The following is an 18,708-nucleotide window of genomic DNA, read 5'->3' as shown; positions in this document are numbered from 1 at the left end:
TTATACTGCAAAATGTATTGGCATCCCTGTTGTTTGATTGTTTGTAACATTCCTTATATTGCAGTTTTAATTGTTTTTCGATGAGTGAAAAGAAGATCAACCTTCACGTTTTTAAAAATTTTGTCAAATCTGGAAACTTTGCAGGCATTCTACTATTACTTTGCGTTTTAGCTTCCCTGTTAATTGCCAATACTTCATCAGCATCATACCTTCAAAATTTATTGGATACCTATATAGGATTTGACAGAGGCGTTATCCATCTTAATTATTCTGTAAGTATGTGGATTAATGACGGCTTGATGGCGATTTTCTTTTTATTGGTTGGACTTGAAATAAAAAGAGAAATTGTAGAAGGTGAACTTTCCACTCCTAAAAAAGCGTTGCTACCAATTATTGCGGCTGTTGGAGGTGCAATTGTGCCTGCAATCATATATCTTACTTTTAATGGTGGTTCTGTAACTGCTGGAGGTTGGGGAATTCCTATGGCAACCGATATTGCTTTTGCATTAGCTGTAATTTCCTTACTAGATAATCGTATTCCAAGCAGTTTGAAGATTTTTTTAGCTGCATTAGCTATCGTTGACGATTTGATTGCCATATTAGTCATTGCTATATTTTACAGCGGAGGAATAGAATGGTTATATTTGGGTTTTGCCGGTATTGGTCTAATCATACTTATTTTAATGAATAAGTTTAATGTAAAAAACTCATATTTGTTTCTTATTCCAGGAATCTTTATTTGGTACTTTGTTCATCACTCAGGGGTTCACGCAACAATTGCAGGTGTACTGGTTGCAATGACTTTACCAACAAATGACAGTGATGTAGAATCTCCATTGGAAAAGCTAGAACACACATTGCTGAAGCCTGTCAATTTATTTATAATTCCGTTGTTTGCTTTCACTAACACAAATATTACCTTTCAAAAAGAAATGATTGAAGGAATAACATCGCCGTTAGGATTAGGAATTTCATTAGGACTTCTTTTCGGAAAACCTATTGGAATCATTCTAACATCTTCCTTATGTTCAAGACTGAGAATAGGTCAGTTGCCTAAAAATAGCTCATTTCAGCATATGTTGGGTATAGGTTTTTTGGCGGGAATTGGATTTACAATGTCAATATTTATATCAATTCTATCTTTTGATAATGAAATATTCATACAGGAAGCTAAGCTATCAGTTCTCCTAACATCGGTAATTGCAGGCCTAATCGGATTTTTTGTATTGAAGTTTTCAGGAAAATATACGAAAGAATCCGAAATTTAATTTGTACTTTTTTATATTTTATTTAGCCAGAGGCTTATACTCACAAGGAATTTAAAATTCTGTACTTTGTTAAGGTCGTGAGTTATAAAGTGTCAAAAAACGATAAATATTTATTGCTTTCTTTCTTATTTCGCAATATCAAATTATTATGAAACAAGATAATTTTTTGGCAATAATATGGAATTAGTGCAATCGCATTAACATCATGTACGATACTTTGCTTGCCGAAATCTAATTACTTTAATCTAATCCAGAAAAAACCTGAAATTTTGGTAGATGTCAATTGCTATACAGCAGAACGTCTGCATTTCATATATTTGGTTTCGAGTTTTTTTGCTATCGGTGCCCCAATGATTAAGGTTCAAAGGCTACTTGATCATCTAAAGAGTTATTTTAATTGCACGGAACAGTATAGTTTTCAAGTACCCTATACTAGATATCAATTGGCTAGTCTGACTTCTTTACGAGTTGAGACAATTATTAGAATTATAAAGAAGATGCATGTATTGCAAATACTAAAAATTGAACGTGGTAAGATTTACTATTAATCGAATTTTTGTCTCAAAAAACGATTGATTTAGTCTTAAGTTTAAGTGACAAAGGGATTATAATAAAAGGTCTTGTCGATGGTGTAGATACATCTACAATTAAAGGCAGGCTATTTTTAAATTTAATGGCTTCTCTGGCTGAATATGAAAGAGAATTAATAAGAGAAAGAACTAATGCAGGACTGCAATCTGCAAGAGCAAGAGGTAGGCTAGGTAGGAGACCTAAAGGTTACACTACAGAGACAATTTCGAAGCTATTACTTTTACGTAATATATATAAGGATGTCACGAAACGTCCGGAAGATATTTATAAGCCGTTCGGATTGACTCGAGCAACATTTTATAGGTATGCTAAAATTTTGGATAATCATACGGACGAAGAGATAAAAAATATGGGTCTTAAAAAATAAAAAGTTCGCCAATCCAAAGATAGATTTGATCGAAATAGGACTTTATGAGACTGTCTTGTCAACAAAAAAACAGCATTATTTTAAAATGAATAGTGCTGTTTTTTTTTTTTTTTTTATGTAAAATATTAATAATCAGTATTTTGAGTAATTAATAACTAAAAGGCTTTATTGTTGAAAATTATAACATCGAACCATTTTGGAAATCTTGTATATTGCAGTAAAACAGATGGTTATATATTAAAAAAACCGACAAAGAAGCAAGAATTCTTCTAACGTCGGTTTTGTGAGCAAGACGAGCGTATCTTCAAACACTTTTATAGATGATTTGGTTCGTTTGAGCCAAATTAAACACGAATTGGCTATCCCAAATCTAGCATTAAGGCTCTTGTAGTTGTAAAGTTTTTTGTAATATAATTTATGCATTTGAAACAATTGAAATTGACATAGCTTGGCTTTAGTTTACTTCTATTGTCTTTTAAGTTCACAAAGTTGATAGAATATTTAGTTTGTTGTAGATATCATAATTTATATAGAGATATAATTTGGTACATTAAAATATGGCAATTATATACTAGAATGCACCAAATCAAAAAATGTAATTTCATTTATTTTATAATCCGATTTATTAGTCGATAAGTAATAAAATGATTTATGTGTAAATTATAGTTTGGTACATTCAAGTATATTATCACATTATGTTACTCAGTAAATTTAAAAATAAATTCGTTTCTAGGGTCGGTTTTATAAGCGTTCTTTTGAGTCGTTGGGGAAATTCCGAATAGAGGAGAATAGGTTTTTACTTTGACTGTTTTATTATCGGGATAGAATTCAATAATTCTAAGCCAGCCATCGCCTCCGTTACCATCGCGGTGACCGCCACCTTCGCTCTGCATATCAAAAAGCATTTGATTGACATTTTTTCCAAAGCTGTTAGTGTCAGTGCGAAACCCTTCACCGGAAATGTGACCACTTAGTACCAACTGCATATTTTGGGACGGCTGTATCAGCTTTTCCCATATCTGTTCTCCATTATTAGATTGCGGAAGTGCGATAGATTTAGACTTTTGAGGAACATTATTGACTAAAAAGGGCTCATACATGAACCATGAATTTTCTTTATTTGTTCGCTTGTCTTTCTCATTCAAAAAAGCATGGGTTATTAAAATGGATCTGTGGTTTTTGTATTGAGGCATTTCCAAGACTTTTTTAGCCCATTCCAGGGTTTTATCTCGGGGTGCAAATTCAAGGCTGACAAATAAGTAGTCCAATCCATTTAATCCTTTTAGTTCCAAAACCGAATTTTCCATGCTTGGAGCTCCGGCATCATTAAAAAAGTTCTGTGCTAAATGTTTTTGATTTAAACTGTTAAAGTTGGAAGGGAAAAACTCATTATAACGAGAAAATCTTCGTCCTTCATTATTGATGCTGAAGTCATGGTTTCCGGTGGCAGCTACATAAGGAACTTTTTCATTCAGTCTTCCCATGATAGACTGTATGGCTTTCCATTGGTCGTCTGCACTTTGATCGCCGTCATATCCCTGATTAAGAATATTATTGTGTTCCACCAAATCACCAACCTGACAGACCATTTTAATATTAAGTGTCGAGATATTATCCTCGATCCATCGCTCCATCAAATCTAAAATAGGCTGATTTTGATTCCATTTTACATAGTTTTGGGTATCGGGAATGAGGATGATACTCCATGATTTTTCATTGTCTAGTTTTGGAGCCTGAAATTTTTCTTGCGCGAAAAACACTGCAGAAAGCAGTAGTAAGAGTAATGATATATTCTTTTTCATAAAATTCTTTTGTATAGCTTAATATCCTGGGTTTTGTTTTAATGAAGGATTGGCGTCCATTTCCGATTGTGGTATCGGCCAATATTCATCTTTATTTACTTTGTAGACTACTTGTTGGGTGGTAAAATAGGTGGAAGCTTTTGGATGATTGTAGACGGGATTGGCGCTTTCATCAAAACTTGAAATTGCAGATTTTGTCCAGTTGTTTGCGTTACGGTTCAGATATAAATATCCGTTCATTACATTGTTGGCAATACCCCAACGTCTTATATCGTACCATCTCAATCCGTCATTTGCTAATTCTACTTTTCTTTCATATCGAAGGGCTTTTCTCAATTCAGTTTGCGATAGACCATTATTTAAAGCCGGCATTTTTGCGCGTGCTCTAATTTGATTAATCACATCATAAACGGAATTATCTAACTGATTCAGTTCAATTTTTGCTTCTGCATAAATCAACATTAATTCAGGTAATCTGAAAATTCCCACATTTAAATCTGAATTTCCACTTACAGAGGTAGAATTAAAGTCTGCAATATCAACCACTTTTCGCCATAAGTAACCACTGAATGAGCGATAGGCATTCGTGGCATCTGCATTGGCAACCTGGCTTGGAGCACTTCCGTTTACAACTGTCCAATAGTTGTTTACCTTTGAAAAAGCGGTGTTAGGTTCAAATTGATATCCAAGGTATCTGGAATGTGGTCTTACGGCATACATATCAAGACGGGGATCTCTGTTTTTGAATGGGTTTGTTTCGTCATATAATGGAGATTCTGTTATAGACAAACCGTCTGTCATTTCATACGAATCGATAAGATTTTGAGTCGGTCCCCAATAGCAAACTCCTTTACCCAAACGGGATGCTGAATAATACTGTTGATTATGCAGATATCCTGGGACATTGATGTTGTATTCTGCAACCCAGATCCATTCTTTGCTCCCCGAAAAACCACTATGTCCGAATATATTACTAGGATCAGGTTCTCCTACGGTATGATCTTTACCAACATAATTCACGGAAGAATTAAAAGCAGTTAAACTATGAACTCCTGCTGCCAAATCTAGTGCCTGCTTTGAAGTCGCTGCTGCGGCTGCATATTGTTTAGAATAAAGTTCAACTCTTGCTTTCAACATTAAGGCTGCAATACGCGATGCACGTACATTTCCGAACTGCGATTGTGATATCGGAAGCTGAGGGGCAACTGCTCCAAGTTCTTCAATAATGAATTGCTGAATTTCTGTAATAGATGTTCTTGGAACATTTGCATTATCAAGTGTTACTGTTGATTTTACCAATGGAACGCCCCCATACAGCTCAATCAGTTGAGAATAGCAATAGGCACGAATAAATCTTAATTCTGAACCAAGCTCTGTCTTTTGTGCTTCGGTAAGCCCCGGAATATCATTTAATCTATCTAATACGGCATGACATCTTGCAATCGTCTTATAATGAATTTCCCAAGGTTTTATAGCTAGTGCATTGGTAGTGGTGATAGAACTTGTAATAGGAGAGGTGTAGTTGGTTCCCGGTCTTGCGTATCCGATATCAGTGATATTATCCATCACATGCCAAATAGGTGTACTGGCTGCATCTAAAGTGCTTAAATTTCTATATGCGGCAAAAAGTCCCATTTTTCCTTCCTCGTAGGAAGCCGGAAAAGTTCCTGATGTGGGACCGTTTAGAGGTTGTAAATCCATATCGGCGCTTGTACACGCAGTGATGATGAATAATAACGATATTTTTATAAGGTTTTTCATTGTTTTGTAATTAGAATTTAACATCAATACCGAAAGAGAATGTTTTTACTTGCGGATAATAGTTTCCGCCTCCCAAGGAAACACCATCGGTACTTCCTGCGTTATAATTTATTTCAGGGTCATATCCTTCGTAGAATTTTGTAAAAGTCAATAGGTTTTGACCATTGAGATAAATGTAAACACTCGTCAGGAATGTATTGTCAATAAAGGATTTTGGCAGTTCATAGCCAATCTGTACATTTTTGAGACGGGTGTAAGCAGCGCTTCTCATCCACATGGTGGAGTTTTGTGTATTATTGGTAGAGGTGAGGGAAACACGTGGATATTTGGCATCAGTGTTTTCAGGAGTCCAGTAATCAAGCTGCCAAGGTTTCACCGCACTTGAGTTAACTGTAGGAATTGAGTAATGTGAATCTAAGTAACCATCGGCTTTTCCGACTCCCTGAATCAATGCTGACAATCTGAAACCTCTCCAGGAAAATCCCATATTGAAACCATACGTATATCGGGGAACTGTACTTCCGATGATAGCCCTGTCGGCATCTGTAATTTTTCCATCCCCAATCGGATTACCATTAGCATCAAAAGCTCCGGCAATATCTTTGTATCTGATATCTCCCGGTTTTAAAGTTCCAAACTGTGTAGGACCTGCATCAATTTCTGCCTGATTTTGATATAAACCGTCAGCAATAAATCCATAGATAGAATTTACAGAGGAGCCCACTTGCTGGCGAAGTAATGTCCCCGAAGACTGACCTTTCATATCAAGGATTTTATTATTGACATCGGAAAGATTGAAGCCCAGATTCATTTTAAAATCTCCCCATTTTTCATTGTATTGTGCGCTGATTTCCCAACCTTTGTTGCTTACTGTTGCAGCATTTTGTATCGGAGGTTCTAAACCTGTAAGTTGAGAGGTGTTTAATCGTAAAAGAATTCCGTCAGTTTTTTTATCATACATATCAAAGGTTAAGTCTAATTTTTTCCATAAGGATACATCAAGACCAACTCCGGACATCGTGGTTTCTTCCCATTTTAAATCAGGATTAGACATGATCAATTGCTGTATCGTTTGATATACCTGTCCGTTCATAGAAGTACTTCCCAATGATAGCGGTTCTGAAAAAGGATAATAAGAAGAGCTGATATTCTGATTTCCTAATTTTCCCCATGAACCTCTTAATTTCAATTGGCTGATGGTTCCTTTTAGATTTTCGAAAAAGTTTTCTCTTGAAACTACCCAACCCGCAGAAAATGATGGGAAAACTGCCCAACGATTTTTACCAATAAATCTTGAAGTTCCATCGTACCTCATGTTGGCTTCAAATAAATATTTTTGGTTGTAATTGTAATTGAATCTACCAAAAGCAGAAACTAATAACCATTCATATTCTGAACCTCCATTATCTTTCGTTTCATTGTCTGCACCGGCATCTAAGACTTCGTAATTATCATAGAGAAAATCTCTTCTATAGCCGGATAATATTTTTTCATCATAGGTTTCTCTTGAAGCCCCGGCAAGAAGTTCAAAACTGTGCTTTCCAAATTCTTTTTTTGCATTTGCCTGAAACTGGTATGTCCCATAAAACTGTCGTCTTGCAGATTCTGTAAGTTCAGTGAAAGTATTGGCTGCACCGGCTTCAGTTCCGTCTTCATAATAGGTATTTACACTTTTTCTGAAAAGATGGATATTGGTAGTGACATATCTTGGAGCGACAAGTCCTTTTAAGGTTAACCAACTCGTAGGTTGGTAGGAAACATTTAAATTTCCAAAAAATTCCAGATTATTTTGCTTGCGATTTCCTCCGTCTTCGATGAAACCCACCGGATTTATTTTTACCCATCCATCAGAATAGTTACTTCCATAATAGATGGGAATGTTGGTGGGCATTCTCCCAAGATAATTCCATATCGTGGCTTCGTCAGCAATTTGTTTTCTGTCTTTGTTGACTACCGATAAATCTAATTTGATATTCCACTGATCATTTGGGGTAATATCCATATTATTACGGAAAGTAAACCTTGTAAAATCGGTGTTTTTTATAATCCCTTCCTGCTTTGCATATCCAAATGATGGAGTTACACTTATAATTCCTGATTTTGCCGACAGTGAAAAATAATGATCCTGTAAATATCCGCTTCCCTGAAGAATAGCCTTTTGCCAGTCATAGTTGTTCGGGTTTTTATTATAAGCGGTTAAAAAAGCATTGATTGCTTCGTCACTGTAGATCTTGGTACCGTTGTCATTCATACTCGCATCGTTAAACACCTTCATGTAGGTAAGGCCATCGGTAACTTTTGGGATTGCCGTAGCCATTTGCCATCCTGTATATACTCTGTATTGTGCAGTAAGCTTATTCCCTTTAGCACGTTTTGTGGTCACGAGAATAACTCCATTAGCTGCTCTTGAACCATAGATTGCAGAAGAAGCGGCATCTTTAAGAACAGAGATAGACTCAATCATATTAACATCAATATCGTTCATATTTCCTGCAACACCGTCAATAATCACAAGCGGATTGCTGTCAGATCCTCCGAAACTGTTGATCCCTCTGATTCTGATATTTCCGGCATCACCACCGGGAGCTCCTGTTTGTGTAGTAACCGTAACACCTGCTGCAAGACCCTGTAAAGCATTTCCTGCAGATAATACGGGCTGCCCTTCGGTTACTGAACCTTTTACAACAGATACCGAACCTGTTATTATTGATTTCTTTTGGGTGCCATATCCAACAACCACTACCTCTTCTATTTTTTTCTCCTGCTGGTTCAGAGTATCTTTTATCGGTTGTACATTATTTTCAACAAAAGAAGTACTGGCTGATTTTCTTAGAGTTATCGTATTATTCTGAATTTGATAATCTAATGGAATACTCTTTTTTAAATATTCTAAACTTTGCTGTAATGAAGAGTAGTTGATTTTGCTCTCATCTACCCAAATATTTCTAAAATCTGAAGCAGAATAAAAAAACTTAGTTTTGGTTGATTTTTCTAATTTTTTAATGATCTGGACAAGAGGAACCTGCTTTTGAGTATTGGTTACAGGCACATTAGCCTGGGTTTGTGCATAATTATACACCGGTAACCCTACAGCTACGAGTAAAGCAATAGAAATTGCAGTTTTTTTCATAAATTTGATGAGTTAATTATTATTCTTTAGCGAATTTTGAATTAATACAAGCACTGATAACGCCACATTATTAGTGCTGTTTTATTTTAATAGAGAATTATTTCTTGGTCATTGTTGAATGTTGTTTTTAGGTTAAAAGGATAATTTATAATCGAAAGAATTTCTTTAAGATTTCCTGAAAAAGAACCCGATACTTGATTTTTAGCAATTTTTCGAGGATAGGTAATATGAGTTCCATAGGTGTTTTCTATTTCAGCGATGGCATCTTCGAAGGTTGTATTTTCAAAGGTGAAAGATTTTGCCGTGCTCACTGCATAATAATGGAAATCACTTTTGGTAGGAGAAGTGCTCCAGTTCTCATGTGGCAGAAGATAAGTGAGCTTCCCCTTGTGTTCTATTTTTACTTTTCCCTCAAGCAGCTTTACCTTTTTTTCATCCGATTGCTGATCGACCGAAAACTTTGTTCCCAATACTTCAACACTAAAATCACCTGCATTGACGATGAAAGGTTTGGATTTATCTTTAGCAATAGAAAAGAAACCTTTCCCTTGAAATGTTACATTTCTGGAGCGTTCTCCAAAATCTTTACTTAGCGATAATGTACTATGAGGTTCTAAAGTAATCATACTATTATCTGATAATCTGAAAGTCTTAGATGACTCATTTGCTCGCAACACAAGTACTGTTAACTCACCTTTCGTTTCTTTTAAAGTAACATCTTCATAGAAAAACAGTATCCCAAACAAAGGCAGCAAAATAGCAGCAACAGCACTCCAATAATATTTTTGCCTACGTTCTCTTCTGATTTTTCCTTCTAGTCCTCTCCATATTCTGGAATCTGTTGCAGAATCCATTTCCTGTTTTTCAGTAGAGACAGTCTTCCAGGTTTTTTCAAAATGTTTTTGAGAATCTTTCATACAATTATATTTACGCAGTAATATAAAAATATCCACCCCGAAGAGGTGGATTTAATGATTTGTTTACATGAGTTAATATTTCGTTAAAATAGATTTAGATTGGCCTTTATGTATCGGATTACTTTATTGACCTGTTTTTCTACAGCTGTTTTTGAGATATTATTTTCTTTTGCGATCTGAGAATAACTTATTTTTTCCAGTTTATTTTTATAGAAAAAAGTTTTGCTTCTTTCCGGAAGTTCTTCCATCAGAATCTCTATTTTTTTCAATTGTTCATCTTTAAATTCATGATCTCCCTTTTCTGGATCGGCTTCATCTTTTATCAAACTTTCATCAGTGTAAGAGAAAAGTATTTTATTCTTTCTGTAATAATTGGAAACTTCCTGTTGAGCGGTTTTAAAGATGATAGCTTCTAACGTTTGCGGATTTTTCAGAGAGGAAGAATGTTTCCAAAGATGTACAAAAATCTCCTGAACAACATCTTCAGCATCTTCCATAGTTGAAATATACTTTTTAACAAAAAAGTATACTTGATGTTTGTAATCTAAATATATTTTTTTAAAATGTTCCATTATAAGAACCGAACGGTTTCAGTAAGTCGCAAAAATACTCAATTCGAATTGAGGTAATATCAAATATATATTAATTTTAATCTATGTGTAAATCGTCAGCAAAAAGTAGACATTATATAGTATAAAAGTTAAGGAGTGTTTTCAAAAAAAGAATTACATTTAATTATGGAAACACCTAAAAAGAAAAGTTCCGAAAAATTCGTTAAAGACATCCGTAAAAATACAAGGAGGATCTTCACAGCCGAGCAGAAAATTTTGATTGTAATGGAAGGGCTTTGTGCAGAAACTTCTGTAGCAGAACTATGCCGACAGCATAGTATTGCGCAATCTCAGTTTTATTCATGGAACAAAGAATTTATGGAAGCCGGTAAAAAACGGCTCAATGGCGATGTTATTAGAGAAGCAACGAGTGATGAAGTGTCGGATTTGAAGAAAGAGAATGCCCGCCTGAAAGAGATGGTTGCGGATTTGGTTCTGCGCTATGACATTGTGAAAAAAAGCTTAGACATGCTGGATTAACCCATAAATACAGAAAGTTTATGAGATTATCAGCAAGTGAGAAATACGAAATTATTCAAGAAGTTACTACGAGTGAAATTGGTGTAAAACAAACCTTGGAAAGCTTTGGGATTGCAAGAAGTACTTTCTATAAGTGGTATCAGAAATACCTTGAAAACGGCTACGATGGCTTGGAAACATCCAAAAAACATCTAAAAGACAATGGAATAGCATTCCGGAAGAACAAAAAGATTTGGTAGTAGAAATCGCTTTGGAAGATACAGAACTTTCCTCAAGAGAACTGGCGCACAAAATTACCGATGAACAAGGTATTTTCATCTCAGAATCCAGTGTTTACAGGATTTTGAAGCAACGGGATTTAATCCCTGCACCGAATCATTTTTTACTTTCAGCAGCAAATGAATTTAAGGATAAGACAGAATTTGTGCATCAAATGTGGCAGACAGATTTCACTTATTTTAAAGTGATTGGTTGGGGTTGGTACTATCTGAGCACTGTTTTAGACGACTACAGCAGGTATATCATCCACTGGGAGCTATGCGATTCGATGAAGGCCGAAGATGTGAAAAGAACAGTAAATACAGCGATTGAAAAAGCAAAATTAAAGTCTAAAGCCAAACCGAAATTACTCTCAGACAATGGTTCCTGCTACATATCAAACGAACTCAGAACCTACCTGAAAGAAGATTTAAAGATGAAGCAGGTTCACGGAAGACCGATGCATCCGCAAACCCAAGGGAAAATAGAACGATACCACAGAACGATGAAAAACGTGGTAAAACTCAATCACTTCTATCATCCATGATGTTTGTAATTAAATGTTAGAAAATGTTTGAGAATGTTTTAAAATGGTAAATCGTCATCTTCCTCCTTTTTCTCTGAGGTAGATTTTTCGGATTTAACTCTTTCCGATTTAGTACTGTTTTTAGAAGCCGTTTGAGTAGCACCTGATTTTTCAGCTCCTCCATGAACTTTGATTTGTGAAGTATGAAAATTTAATCCTGCGTGTGCTTGCCCGTCTTTTCCTATCCATGCACTTGTGTAGGCTCTTCCGCTCAATTCTACTAATGCACCTTTGGTAAGAATTTCAGCTACTTTTGGCGAAATCCAGTAAGAGCAATCAAAGTAGGTGGTTTGCTCGATTCTTTCGCCTTGTTTATTGCGATAATTGTCATTGGTAGCAATTGAAAAATTGACTACTTGTTTTTTGTTTGACAGCGTGCGTACTTCTGCATCTCTTGTCAGTCTTCCGATAATGTTCATAACATTGCTTTTTAAAATTGTACATTTTGATTTGTTCACGATCTTTTCTCCGTCCTTTCCCTGAAAGCCCCTTGGGCTTCGCTAAATATTTTTCAAAAGAAAAACCGGAAAAAAGAAAGCAGATAATCTTACAGGGCAATAGGAAAAGCCAAAAGGAAACGGAATAATTGGAGGGTACCTTTAGGGAGGAAACCGTTTATGCCGTAGTCTTTTGGCTGGAATGTGTGATGGATGACCGATATACCTTAGCTGCCTTTTTATCGGTTACATTTGAGAAATTGTTTTACTACAATATTTGTATCAATATAGTTGTAGAATTTGCTTTATGTTTTTTTATAGATTTTGGTGAACTCTTACTTTATAAGAAATTATCATTTAAAATCAGTAGAATAATAAAGCCAATTCATGACTTACAAAGAAGTATAAATGAAGTGATAATGTTGCTCCGTAAATTACAATTATTGAGTTACAATTCTCAATAAGATTATCATGAAGAGAGAGAGAGCAAAGAAGCAAACTGCCCAAAAAATTAAAATCGATACATACATTCCGTCAATACAGTTAAAAAAGATTCCATCTGAAAGAGCTTTACAGTTATTAAATAAAGCTGGTTACGAGGTGAATCAAGAAGAATCAGAAGAAATTATGGAATTTTTATATACTATTGTAAAACTTACTTTAAAAGAATTTTTTGCAGCTGATTGATAATTTGTATCTTAGCTATATATCGGAATGATGAATTTCTATGGCATCACCTATCCTTTGATGCTTTCTAAATCTAAATTTTAACGAAATCAATACAATTATGGATATTGCAGATTTGTATATAAGGGTATCAACCGATGAACAAGCTGAGAAAGGTTATTCCCAAAGAGACCAAGATGAACGATTAAGAAAATATTGTGCTAATCACAATATAGTTATTAATAGGGTTATTTATGAAGATCACTCAGCTAAGAGTTTTGAACGTCCAGAATGGAAAAAGTATCTCATTGAAATTAAAAAAAAGAGTCATAAAAGCAGTTTGGTTCTATTCACTAAGTGGGATCGATTCAGTCGCAATACTGGCGATGCATACCAAATGATAAGTTTGCTTCAAAAAAATCACATTATTCCTCAAGCTATTGAACAGCCCTTGGATATGTCTGTTCCTGAAAATAAACTAATGTTGGCAATATACCTTTCAACTCCTGAGGTAGAAAACGACCGAAGAGCCTTGAATACTTTCCACGGAATGCGAAGAGCAAAAAAAGAGGGGCGATTGATGGGAATTGCACCTTACGGATATATCAACAGAAGTCAGGAAGACGGTAAAAAGTATATTGCTATAAAAGAACCGGAGGCATCAAATATCATCTGGGCGTTTAATGAGATTTCGAAAGGACATATTCCGGCTGACCACGTGAGACTGCAAATGAATAAAAGGGAAGGAATTTCCATGTCACGAAGTGCATTTGCGAAAGCAATGAGAAACCCTGTGTATTGCGGTAAAATTTATATCGAGGACTATAAGCAGGAAGAAGCTTACTATACTGATGGAAAACATGAAGCACTTGTAAGTGAAAAACTGTTTTATCAAGTTCAACAGATAATGGACAAGAAAAGGAAAGTGGAGGGACCTGGTGGAAGGGTTCTGGGTAATGAGAGGTTTCCACTTCGGGGGCTTCTTATTTGTCCAAGATGTGGAAAGAATCTTACCGCGAGTGGCGCCAAAGGGAAGTCAAAAACTTATTACTATTATCACTGTCATTACAAGTGTGGTTTTAGATTTGACTCTGATAAATTAAATGAACTATTTGAAAAGGAAATCTCAAAATTAGAATACAATCCAATCATCAAAGACTTGATGAAAGAAATACTCTTAGACAATTATAAACAATTCACTTTTGATATTGATTCGAAAAGAAAATCTATTTCAAAAGAGATTAGCTTGCTTCATGAAAAAGTTACCAATGCGAGAGATAAATATCTTTCTGATAAATTGGATGAAGAGGATTACAAAGAGGTAAAAATGCTCACAAAAACCCAAATCGAACAGTTAGAATTGGAACTTCAATACATTGTTGCAGAAAGCAAGGAACTTGATATCAAGACAAAAATAGAAAATGCGCTGGATTCCATGGAAAATCTCTCAAACCTTTATCAGCAGGGCGATCTTCAAACAAAAAGGACGATAGGGTGTTTGATATTTCCAAAAAAAGTCGAATTTGACGGAAAAAGTTTTCAAACACCTAAAATGAATATTGTTGCTCAGTGTATCTATCAGTATAACAATGGTTTAGGATATAAAAAAACCGACATAAGCGAGTGAAAACTGCAAATGTCGGTCTAGTGACCTCGACAGGATTCAAACCTGTAACCTTCTGAGCCGTAATCAGATGCGCTATTCAGTTGCGCCACGAGGCCGTTGTTTCCTTGTTGTTTAAAGGTTTGCAAATATAGCACTTTTTTCTTTTCTTTGAAAGATGAAAGCAAAAAATTTACTGTTTATCGCATTTTTCACGCTAATCACCTGTAAAAGAGAACCAAAAATTTCGTCTGCAGATGCTGTTTTAATCTCCAATCGGGTGGAGTTTAAAGAAGATATCAAGTCTTTACAGATAAAATCGGGAAATTATACCTATAATTTCAAAGCAGATCAACTGCCATTCAGGAAAATTATTTTATTAAATGCCAGTTTGGCGGGATATTTTTCAGAGTTGGATGCTGAAAATATAATTATTGGTGTTTCGAGCCCGGAATATATTTATTCAGATAAAATTCAGAGCTTGGTAAAAGATGGAAAGATTCAGAATATAGGAAGCGATCAGAAATATGATGTTGAAAAAATCATTTCTTTAAAGCCGGATGCTATTTTCACCAATTATATTGCGAGTTTTCAAAATACCTATGAATTACTGAAGAATAATGGAATTCAGGTTGTTTTTCTTGATGAATATCTTGAACAGAAACCTTTAGAGAAAACGGCTTATATTAAACTGTTCGGAAAACTTTTGGGTAAAGACCAGGAAGCAGAGGCGAAGTTTAATGAAATTGAGAAAAATTACAATGATTTAAAAGAATTGGCTTTAAAGTCTACAGTAAAACCAACGGTTCTCGCGAATGAAATGTATGGCGATGTCTGGTATCTTCCCGGAGGAAAAACTTCGGTAGCCAATTATATTTCAGATGCCAATGCCAATTATATTTTAAAAGATAATTCAGATGAAAAAGCGGTAACGATGAGCTTTGAAGAGGTTTTTGCTAAATCAGGAAATGTTCAGTTTTGGGTAAATGCTGGAAATCATGTCTCTAAGAAAGAAATGCTGAATATTAATCCTTTTTACGAAAAATTAGAAGTTTTCAATAAAGGAAAGGTCTATGGAATTACAGGGAAAGAAAAAGATAAGGCCAATGATTTCTTTGAAAGCGGTGTGGTAAGGGCTGATTGGGTTTTAAAAGATTATATTAAGATCTTTCACTCCGAACTTTTACCCGAGTATCAGTTAACCTACATGAAAGAATTGCAATAAATCAAAGGATTTCCTTATTTTTGCTATTCCTTTTTACAGAATGTTATGTGGAAAAAAATTAAACAGTTTATCTTCATTATCCTTATACTGAATGTAGTGTTCATCGTATGGGGAAGGTTTTTCAATCCTCCTATTACCCTTACTCAGATCGGAGGTCTGTTTGAATATGGAAAACTTCACAGGGATTATATTTCTTATGATGAGATGGGAAATAATGTGAAAAAAGCCGTTATCGCGTCTGAAGATCAAAAGTTTTTTATTCATGATGGTTTTGACTATACCGCTATCGAAAAGGCGATGAAAAACAATGAGAAAGGAAAAAAACTGCGTGGTGGAAGTACGATTTCCCAGCAAACGGCAAAAAATGTTTTTCTCTGGCAGGGCAGAAGCTGGGTGAGAAAAGGGCTGGAGGCTGTTTATACATTCATTATCGAAAAGGTGTGGAGTAAGGATATTATTTTGGAAAGATATCTTAATTCAATTGAAATGGGACAGGGCGTTTTTGGTATTGAGGCAGCATCACAGTATTATTTTAATAAGTCATCAAAGGATCTTACGACTTCAGAAGCTGCATGGATAGCTGCTGTGTTGCCTAATCCAAAGAAATATGATCCCAAAAATCCATCGGCCTATCTTAGAAAGAAACATAATTGGATCATGAGACAGATGAGGAATGTGAGTTTGAAATAGTATCTTTGTACCAATGAAATTTTTTAATTCCGGTACCCATTTTCAATCTGTTCTTAAAAAATACTTTTCTTTTAGGAACGAAACGTCTTCACTAGAGCCTTTAGCTGAATTTTTAGAGTCTATAAAAGAAAGCGATTTTACAGAGGTGCTTAATTTTTTTAGAGAAAATCAGGAAACTACTGAAAATTTTAAATATTATATTCATCATATTTTCGAGGGAAAACCATTTAATTTATCGTTAACAGAAGCTAATATTTTATCTGAAAATGCTTTTTTTCCTGAATTAAAAAAAAGAGTTTTAAATAAAATTCTTCCACCGGTTGTTAATGAGAAAACAGTTTGGTATCTCATTGATAATGTTAGTTTAAGGCCAAAAAAAGATTTAAAATATCTTCATAATCTTCCTGAAAACGAAATCAATGAGTTTTTTAAAATTGCTGGAATTTCTGATTTTATTTTAAAACCTAATGTCAAGAGAGAGATGCTTTTCGCAATGAATATCCTTTCCTGGCGCGTGACAGGTGCTGCCATGGAAGTGGAAGTGGTGAGAATGGCTCCTGAGTACAAAAATTTTGACAACCCTTTTTTAGCTTTACAAAATGAACTTGAGGATTTGGCTGAAGAATGTAAATTAAATCCTGAAATTCAGTTAAATTCCAAAGACAGCAGATATAAACAGATTAAAATTTATATTGAGCAGTCTCTGGATTTTGTTAGTATTGCCTTTAAAAACTCCTCTAAGTATGGTATTTCCGGGAAGATTAATCAGTCTCTTCTCAAAATCCGGCAGCAGCTGCAGCGTATTTTTGAAATCGCTCAGCTCCTTGTAATTGACGATGAACAAGACGTTTTAATTAAATCAAAACAGTTAATATTTAATGTATTAAGTTACAAATCCCATCGAAATAATATCTCAGAGCTAATCAATGACAGTACAAGATTAATCTCACATCTCATCACAAACCATACCGCAGAAACAGGAACACACTATATAACGTCTACGAGGAAAGAATATATGACGATGTTCTATAAAGCCAGTGGTGGCGGGATTATTGTAGGTGCCTTGTGCGTTCTGAAAATGCTGTACGGCTATATTCCGGGAAGTGATTTCTCCCATGCCTTTCTATATTCTATGAATTATGCCATGGGCTTTGTAATGATCTATCTGATGGGTTTTACATTGGCAACCAAGCAGCCTGCAATGACAGCGGCGACCATGACGAAGATACTGTCTGAAGAGGGCAATAATCGGAGCAATTACGTTGAGTTTGCTCATTTGGTCTCGAAATTATTCCGAAGCCAATTTATTGCATTCGTGGGTAATGTTGTACTGTCATTTCCTATTGCTTTGTTAATAATTTACGGTCTGGATGTGTTCTTTTCACAGAATCTGGCGGTCGATCGGTCGGATAAATTATTAATGGATCTGGATCCTTTTAAATCTAAGGCAATTTTACACGCAAGTATTGCCGGTTTTTATCTTTTCATTTCAGGAATTATTTCAGGTAATATTGGGAATAACTCCGTTTTTTATCAGATTCCGGAGCGTATTGCAAAAAACTTTTCGATACGAAGGGTTTTGGGTAAAAAGTTTGCGAAAGGGCTGTCTAAGTATTATGCTAAGAACTGGCCCGGAATTGTTTCTAATTTCTGGTTTGGGGTTTTTCTGGGGGCAACCGCTCCGATAGGTTTATTTTTCGGTTTAGATCTGGATATCCGTCACATCACATTTGCAGCAGGTAATTTTGCCATCGGACTTTATGGAAAAGATTTTTCTGTCGATTCTTATACTTTTTGGTTATCATTCATAACCGTTTTCCTTATTGGATTCTTCAACTTTTTGGTAAGTTTTACCTTATCGATGTTTTTAGCATTCCGATCAAGAAAACTGAATTTTGGACAGGTAAGTATGATTTATAAAGAAATTTTCAAATATTTCGTCAAGCATCCGCTGAAATTTTTCTTTCCGCTCCGTTCGGGATTAGACAAAAAAGCAGACGCTTTGATGAGCAGTACGATGACTACAAAATCAGGAGATCATTAAATTTTTCCTCTCCGAATTTTGCCTGAAACTTTCTCAGATAGAAACTTTTACGCATCTGAAAATCATGTTTTAACAAAGGAGAATCGATTTTAATAATGATGCATTTATTTTCAATGTTTACCGTTTTTATCTCACGAAAAAGGCTTTCATCCAAATATTCTTCAAGAAAGTCTTTGATTTCGAATGCAACCAATTTTCCTTCAAATCCGTAGATTTTGGCGAAAGATTTTACCAATTCCGAAGATTGGTATTCACGTTTTTTCTTCTTCATT

The 18,708-nt window shown here is 35.1% G+C and carries 17 protein-coding genes and 1 tRNA gene; 10 read left to right on the top strand and 8 right to left on the bottom strand.

Going from position 1 to position 18,708, the window contains the following annotated elements; translation table 11 throughout:
* Positions 1–80 precede the first annotated feature (80 nt).
* Both nhaA and VUJ46_RS06615 read left to right on the top strand, forming a co-directional pair.
* The gene (nhaA, locus tag VUJ46_RS06620) at positions 81–1,268 is read left to right on the top strand and encodes a Na+/H+ antiporter NhaA (RefSeq protein ID WP_326984209.1); all 1,188 of its coding nucleotides are present in this window, start codon (positions 81–83) and stop codon (positions 1,266–1,268) included.
* 556 nt (positions 1,269–1,824) lie between these two features.
* The gene (locus VUJ46_RS06615) at positions 1,825–2,226 is read left to right on the top strand and encodes a recombinase family protein (RefSeq protein WP_326984208.1); all 402 of its coding nucleotides are present in this window, start codon (positions 1,825–1,827) and stop codon (positions 2,224–2,226) included.
* 698 nt (positions 2,227–2,924) lie between these two features.
* On the opposite strand, the gene VUJ46_RS06610 is transcribed toward VUJ46_RS06615, so the two are convergent.
* The 5 genes from VUJ46_RS06610 to VUJ46_RS06590 form a co-directional block, all read right to left on the bottom strand.
* On the bottom strand, positions 2,925–4,028 hold the full coding sequence (locus tag VUJ46_RS06610) for a metallophosphoesterase (protein WP_123853367.1): 1,104 nt from the start codon (positions 4,026–4,028) through the stop codon (positions 2,925–2,927).
* An 18-nt stretch (positions 4,029–4,046) separates the two neighbouring features.
* Positions 4,047–5,789: a RagB/SusD family nutrient uptake outer membrane protein gene (locus VUJ46_RS06605; RefSeq protein ID WP_326984207.1), complete on the bottom strand. Its 1,743-nt coding sequence runs from the start codon at positions 5,787–5,789 to the stop codon at positions 4,047–4,049.
* A gap of 10 nt (positions 5,790–5,799) precedes the next feature.
* Positions 5,800–8,919 carry a SusC/RagA family TonB-linked outer membrane protein gene (locus VUJ46_RS06600; protein WP_326984206.1) on the bottom strand — a complete coding sequence of 1,040 codons (3,120 nt, stop codon included), beginning with the start codon at positions 8,917–8,919 and terminating at the stop codon, positions 5,800–5,802.
* A gap of 86 nt (positions 8,920–9,005) precedes the next feature.
* Positions 9,006–9,836, bottom strand: a complete 831-nt coding sequence (locus tag VUJ46_RS06595; RefSeq protein ID WP_123865296.1) for a FecR family protein — start codon at positions 9,834–9,836, stop codon at positions 9,006–9,008.
* An 83-nt stretch (positions 9,837–9,919) separates the two neighbouring features.
* A complete protein-coding gene (locus VUJ46_RS06590) occupies positions 9,920–10,408 on the bottom strand; it encodes an RNA polymerase sigma factor (RefSeq protein ID WP_123853370.1) in 489 nt (162 codons plus the stop codon).
* A gap of 165 nt (positions 10,409–10,573) precedes the next feature.
* Between VUJ46_RS06590 and VUJ46_RS06585 the strand changes: the two genes are divergently transcribed.
* Genes VUJ46_RS06585 through VUJ46_RS06575 form a run of 3 tightly spaced genes read left to right on the top strand, consistent with a single transcriptional unit; the run spans position 10,574 to position 11,732 of the window.
* The gene (locus VUJ46_RS06585; protein ID WP_326984205.1) at positions 10,574–10,927 is read left to right on the top strand and encodes a transposase; all 354 of its coding nucleotides are present in this window, start codon (positions 10,574–10,576) and stop codon (positions 10,925–10,927) included.
* A 20-nt stretch (positions 10,928–10,947) separates the two neighbouring features.
* On the top strand, positions 10,948–11,166 hold the full coding sequence (locus VUJ46_RS06580) for a helix-turn-helix domain-containing protein (protein ID WP_326984204.1): 219 nt from the start codon (positions 10,948–10,950) through the stop codon (positions 11,164–11,166).
* Positions 11,160–11,732, top strand: a complete 573-nt coding sequence (locus VUJ46_RS06575; RefSeq protein ID WP_326984203.1) for a DDE-type integrase/transposase/recombinase — start codon at positions 11,160–11,162, stop codon at positions 11,730–11,732. The genes VUJ46_RS06580 and VUJ46_RS06575 overlap by 7 nt, the downstream gene beginning before the upstream one ends.
* Positions 11,733–11,770: 38 nt before the next feature.
* On the opposite strand, the gene VUJ46_RS06570 is transcribed toward VUJ46_RS06575, so the two are convergent.
* Positions 11,771–12,190, bottom strand: a complete 420-nt coding sequence (locus VUJ46_RS06570; protein ID WP_326984202.1) for a single-stranded DNA-binding protein — start codon at positions 12,188–12,190, stop codon at positions 11,771–11,773.
* Between the two features lie 489 nt (positions 12,191–12,679).
* Between VUJ46_RS06570 and VUJ46_RS06565 the strand changes: the two genes are divergently transcribed.
* Together VUJ46_RS06565 and VUJ46_RS06560 are read left to right on the top strand one after the other, a co-directional pair.
* Entirely contained in the window at positions 12,680–12,895 is a 216-nt protein-coding gene (locus tag VUJ46_RS06565; protein WP_326984201.1) for a hypothetical protein, read from the top strand.
* A 100-nt stretch (positions 12,896–12,995) separates the two neighbouring features.
* Complete coding sequence (locus VUJ46_RS06560) at positions 12,996–14,501, top strand: recombinase family protein (RefSeq protein ID WP_326984200.1); 1,506 nt, start codon at positions 12,996–12,998, stop codon at positions 14,499–14,501.
* Positions 14,502–14,522: 21 nt separating this feature from the next.
* Here VUJ46_RS06560 and VUJ46_RS06555 read toward each other — a convergent pair.
* A tRNA-Arg gene (locus VUJ46_RS06555) sits at positions 14,523–14,596 on the bottom strand.
* A 59-nt stretch (positions 14,597–14,655) separates the two neighbouring features.
* Between VUJ46_RS06555 and VUJ46_RS06550 the strand changes: the two genes are divergently transcribed.
* From VUJ46_RS06550 to VUJ46_RS06540, 3 genes are read left to right on the top strand one after another with little or no spacing between them, the layout of a single operon-like run.
* Entirely contained in the window at positions 14,656–15,702 is a 1,047-nt protein-coding gene (locus VUJ46_RS06550; RefSeq protein ID WP_326984199.1) for an ABC transporter substrate-binding protein, read from the top strand.
* Between the two features lie 45 nt (positions 15,703–15,747).
* Positions 15,748–16,392, top strand: a complete 645-nt coding sequence (gene mtgA, locus VUJ46_RS06545; RefSeq protein ID WP_326984198.1) for a monofunctional biosynthetic peptidoglycan transglycosylase — start codon at positions 15,748–15,750, stop codon at positions 16,390–16,392.
* A 13-nt stretch (positions 16,393–16,405) separates the two neighbouring features.
* The gene (locus VUJ46_RS06540) at positions 16,406–18,436 is read left to right on the top strand and encodes a recombinase (protein WP_326984197.1); all 2,031 of its coding nucleotides are present in this window, start codon (positions 16,406–16,408) and stop codon (positions 18,434–18,436) included.
* On the opposite strand, the gene VUJ46_RS06535 is transcribed toward VUJ46_RS06540, so the two are convergent.
* On the bottom strand, positions 18,414–18,707 hold the full coding sequence (locus VUJ46_RS06535; protein WP_326984196.1) for a hypothetical protein: 294 nt from the start codon (positions 18,705–18,707) through the stop codon (positions 18,414–18,416). The two genes, VUJ46_RS06540 and VUJ46_RS06535, sit on opposite strands and share 23 nt — an antisense overlap.
* Position 18,708 lies beyond the last annotated feature (1 nt).

This window comes from Chryseobacterium sp. MYb264, assembly GCF_035974275.1.
Classification (GTDB): domain Bacteria; phylum Bacteroidota; class Bacteroidia; order Flavobacteriales; family Weeksellaceae; genus Chryseobacterium.
The sequence above is the reverse complement of the archived record's forward strand: the minus strand, read 5'-3'. Positions and strand labels throughout refer to the sequence as shown.

Coding starts and splice junctions, on each gene's coding strand:
- nhaA (WP_326984209.1), top strand. CDS start 81: ATGAGTGAAAAGAAGATCAACCTTCACGTTTTTAAAAATTTTGTCAAA.
- VUJ46_RS06610 (WP_123853367.1), bottom strand. CDS start 4,028: ATGAAAAAGAATATATCATTACTCTTACTACTGCTTTCTGCAGTGTTT.
- VUJ46_RS06605 (WP_326984207.1), bottom strand. CDS start 5,789: ATGAAAAACCTTATAAAAATATCGTTATTATTCATCATCACTGCGTGT.
- VUJ46_RS06600 (WP_326984206.1), bottom strand. CDS start 8,919: ATGAAAAAAACTGCAATTTCTATTGCTTTACTCGTAGCTGTAGGGTTA.
- VUJ46_RS06595 (WP_123865296.1), bottom strand. CDS start 9,836: ATGAAAGATTCTCAAAAACATTTTGAAAAAACCTGGAAGACTGTCTCT.
- VUJ46_RS06590 (WP_123853370.1), bottom strand. CDS start 10,408: ATGGAACATTTTAAAAAAATATATTTAGATTACAAACATCAAGTATAC.
- VUJ46_RS06585 (WP_326984205.1), top strand. CDS start 10,574: ATGGAAACACCTAAAAAGAAAAGTTCCGAAAAATTCGTTAAAGACATC.
- VUJ46_RS06580 (WP_326984204.1), top strand. CDS start 10,948: ATGAGATTATCAGCAAGTGAGAAATACGAAATTATTCAAGAAGTTACT.
- VUJ46_RS06570 (WP_326984202.1), bottom strand. CDS start 12,190: ATGAACATTATCGGAAGACTGACAAGAGATGCAGAAGTACGCACGCTG.
- VUJ46_RS06565 (WP_326984201.1), top strand. CDS start 12,680: ATGAAGAGAGAGAGAGCAAAGAAGCAAACTGCCCAAAAAATTAAAATC.
- VUJ46_RS06560 (WP_326984200.1), top strand. CDS start 12,996: ATGGATATTGCAGATTTGTATATAAGGGTATCAACCGATGAACAAGCT.
- VUJ46_RS06550 (WP_326984199.1), top strand. CDS start 14,656: ATGAAAGCAAAAAATTTACTGTTTATCGCATTTTTCACGCTAATCACC.
- mtgA (WP_326984198.1), top strand. CDS start 15,748: ATGTGGAAAAAAATTAAACAGTTTATCTTCATTATCCTTATACTGAAT.
- VUJ46_RS06540 (WP_326984197.1), top strand. CDS start 16,406: ATGAAATTTTTTAATTCCGGTACCCATTTTCAATCTGTTCTTAAAAAA.
- VUJ46_RS06535 (WP_326984196.1), bottom strand. CDS start 18,707: ATGAAGAAGAAAAAACGTGAATACCAATCTTCGGAATTGGTAAAATCT.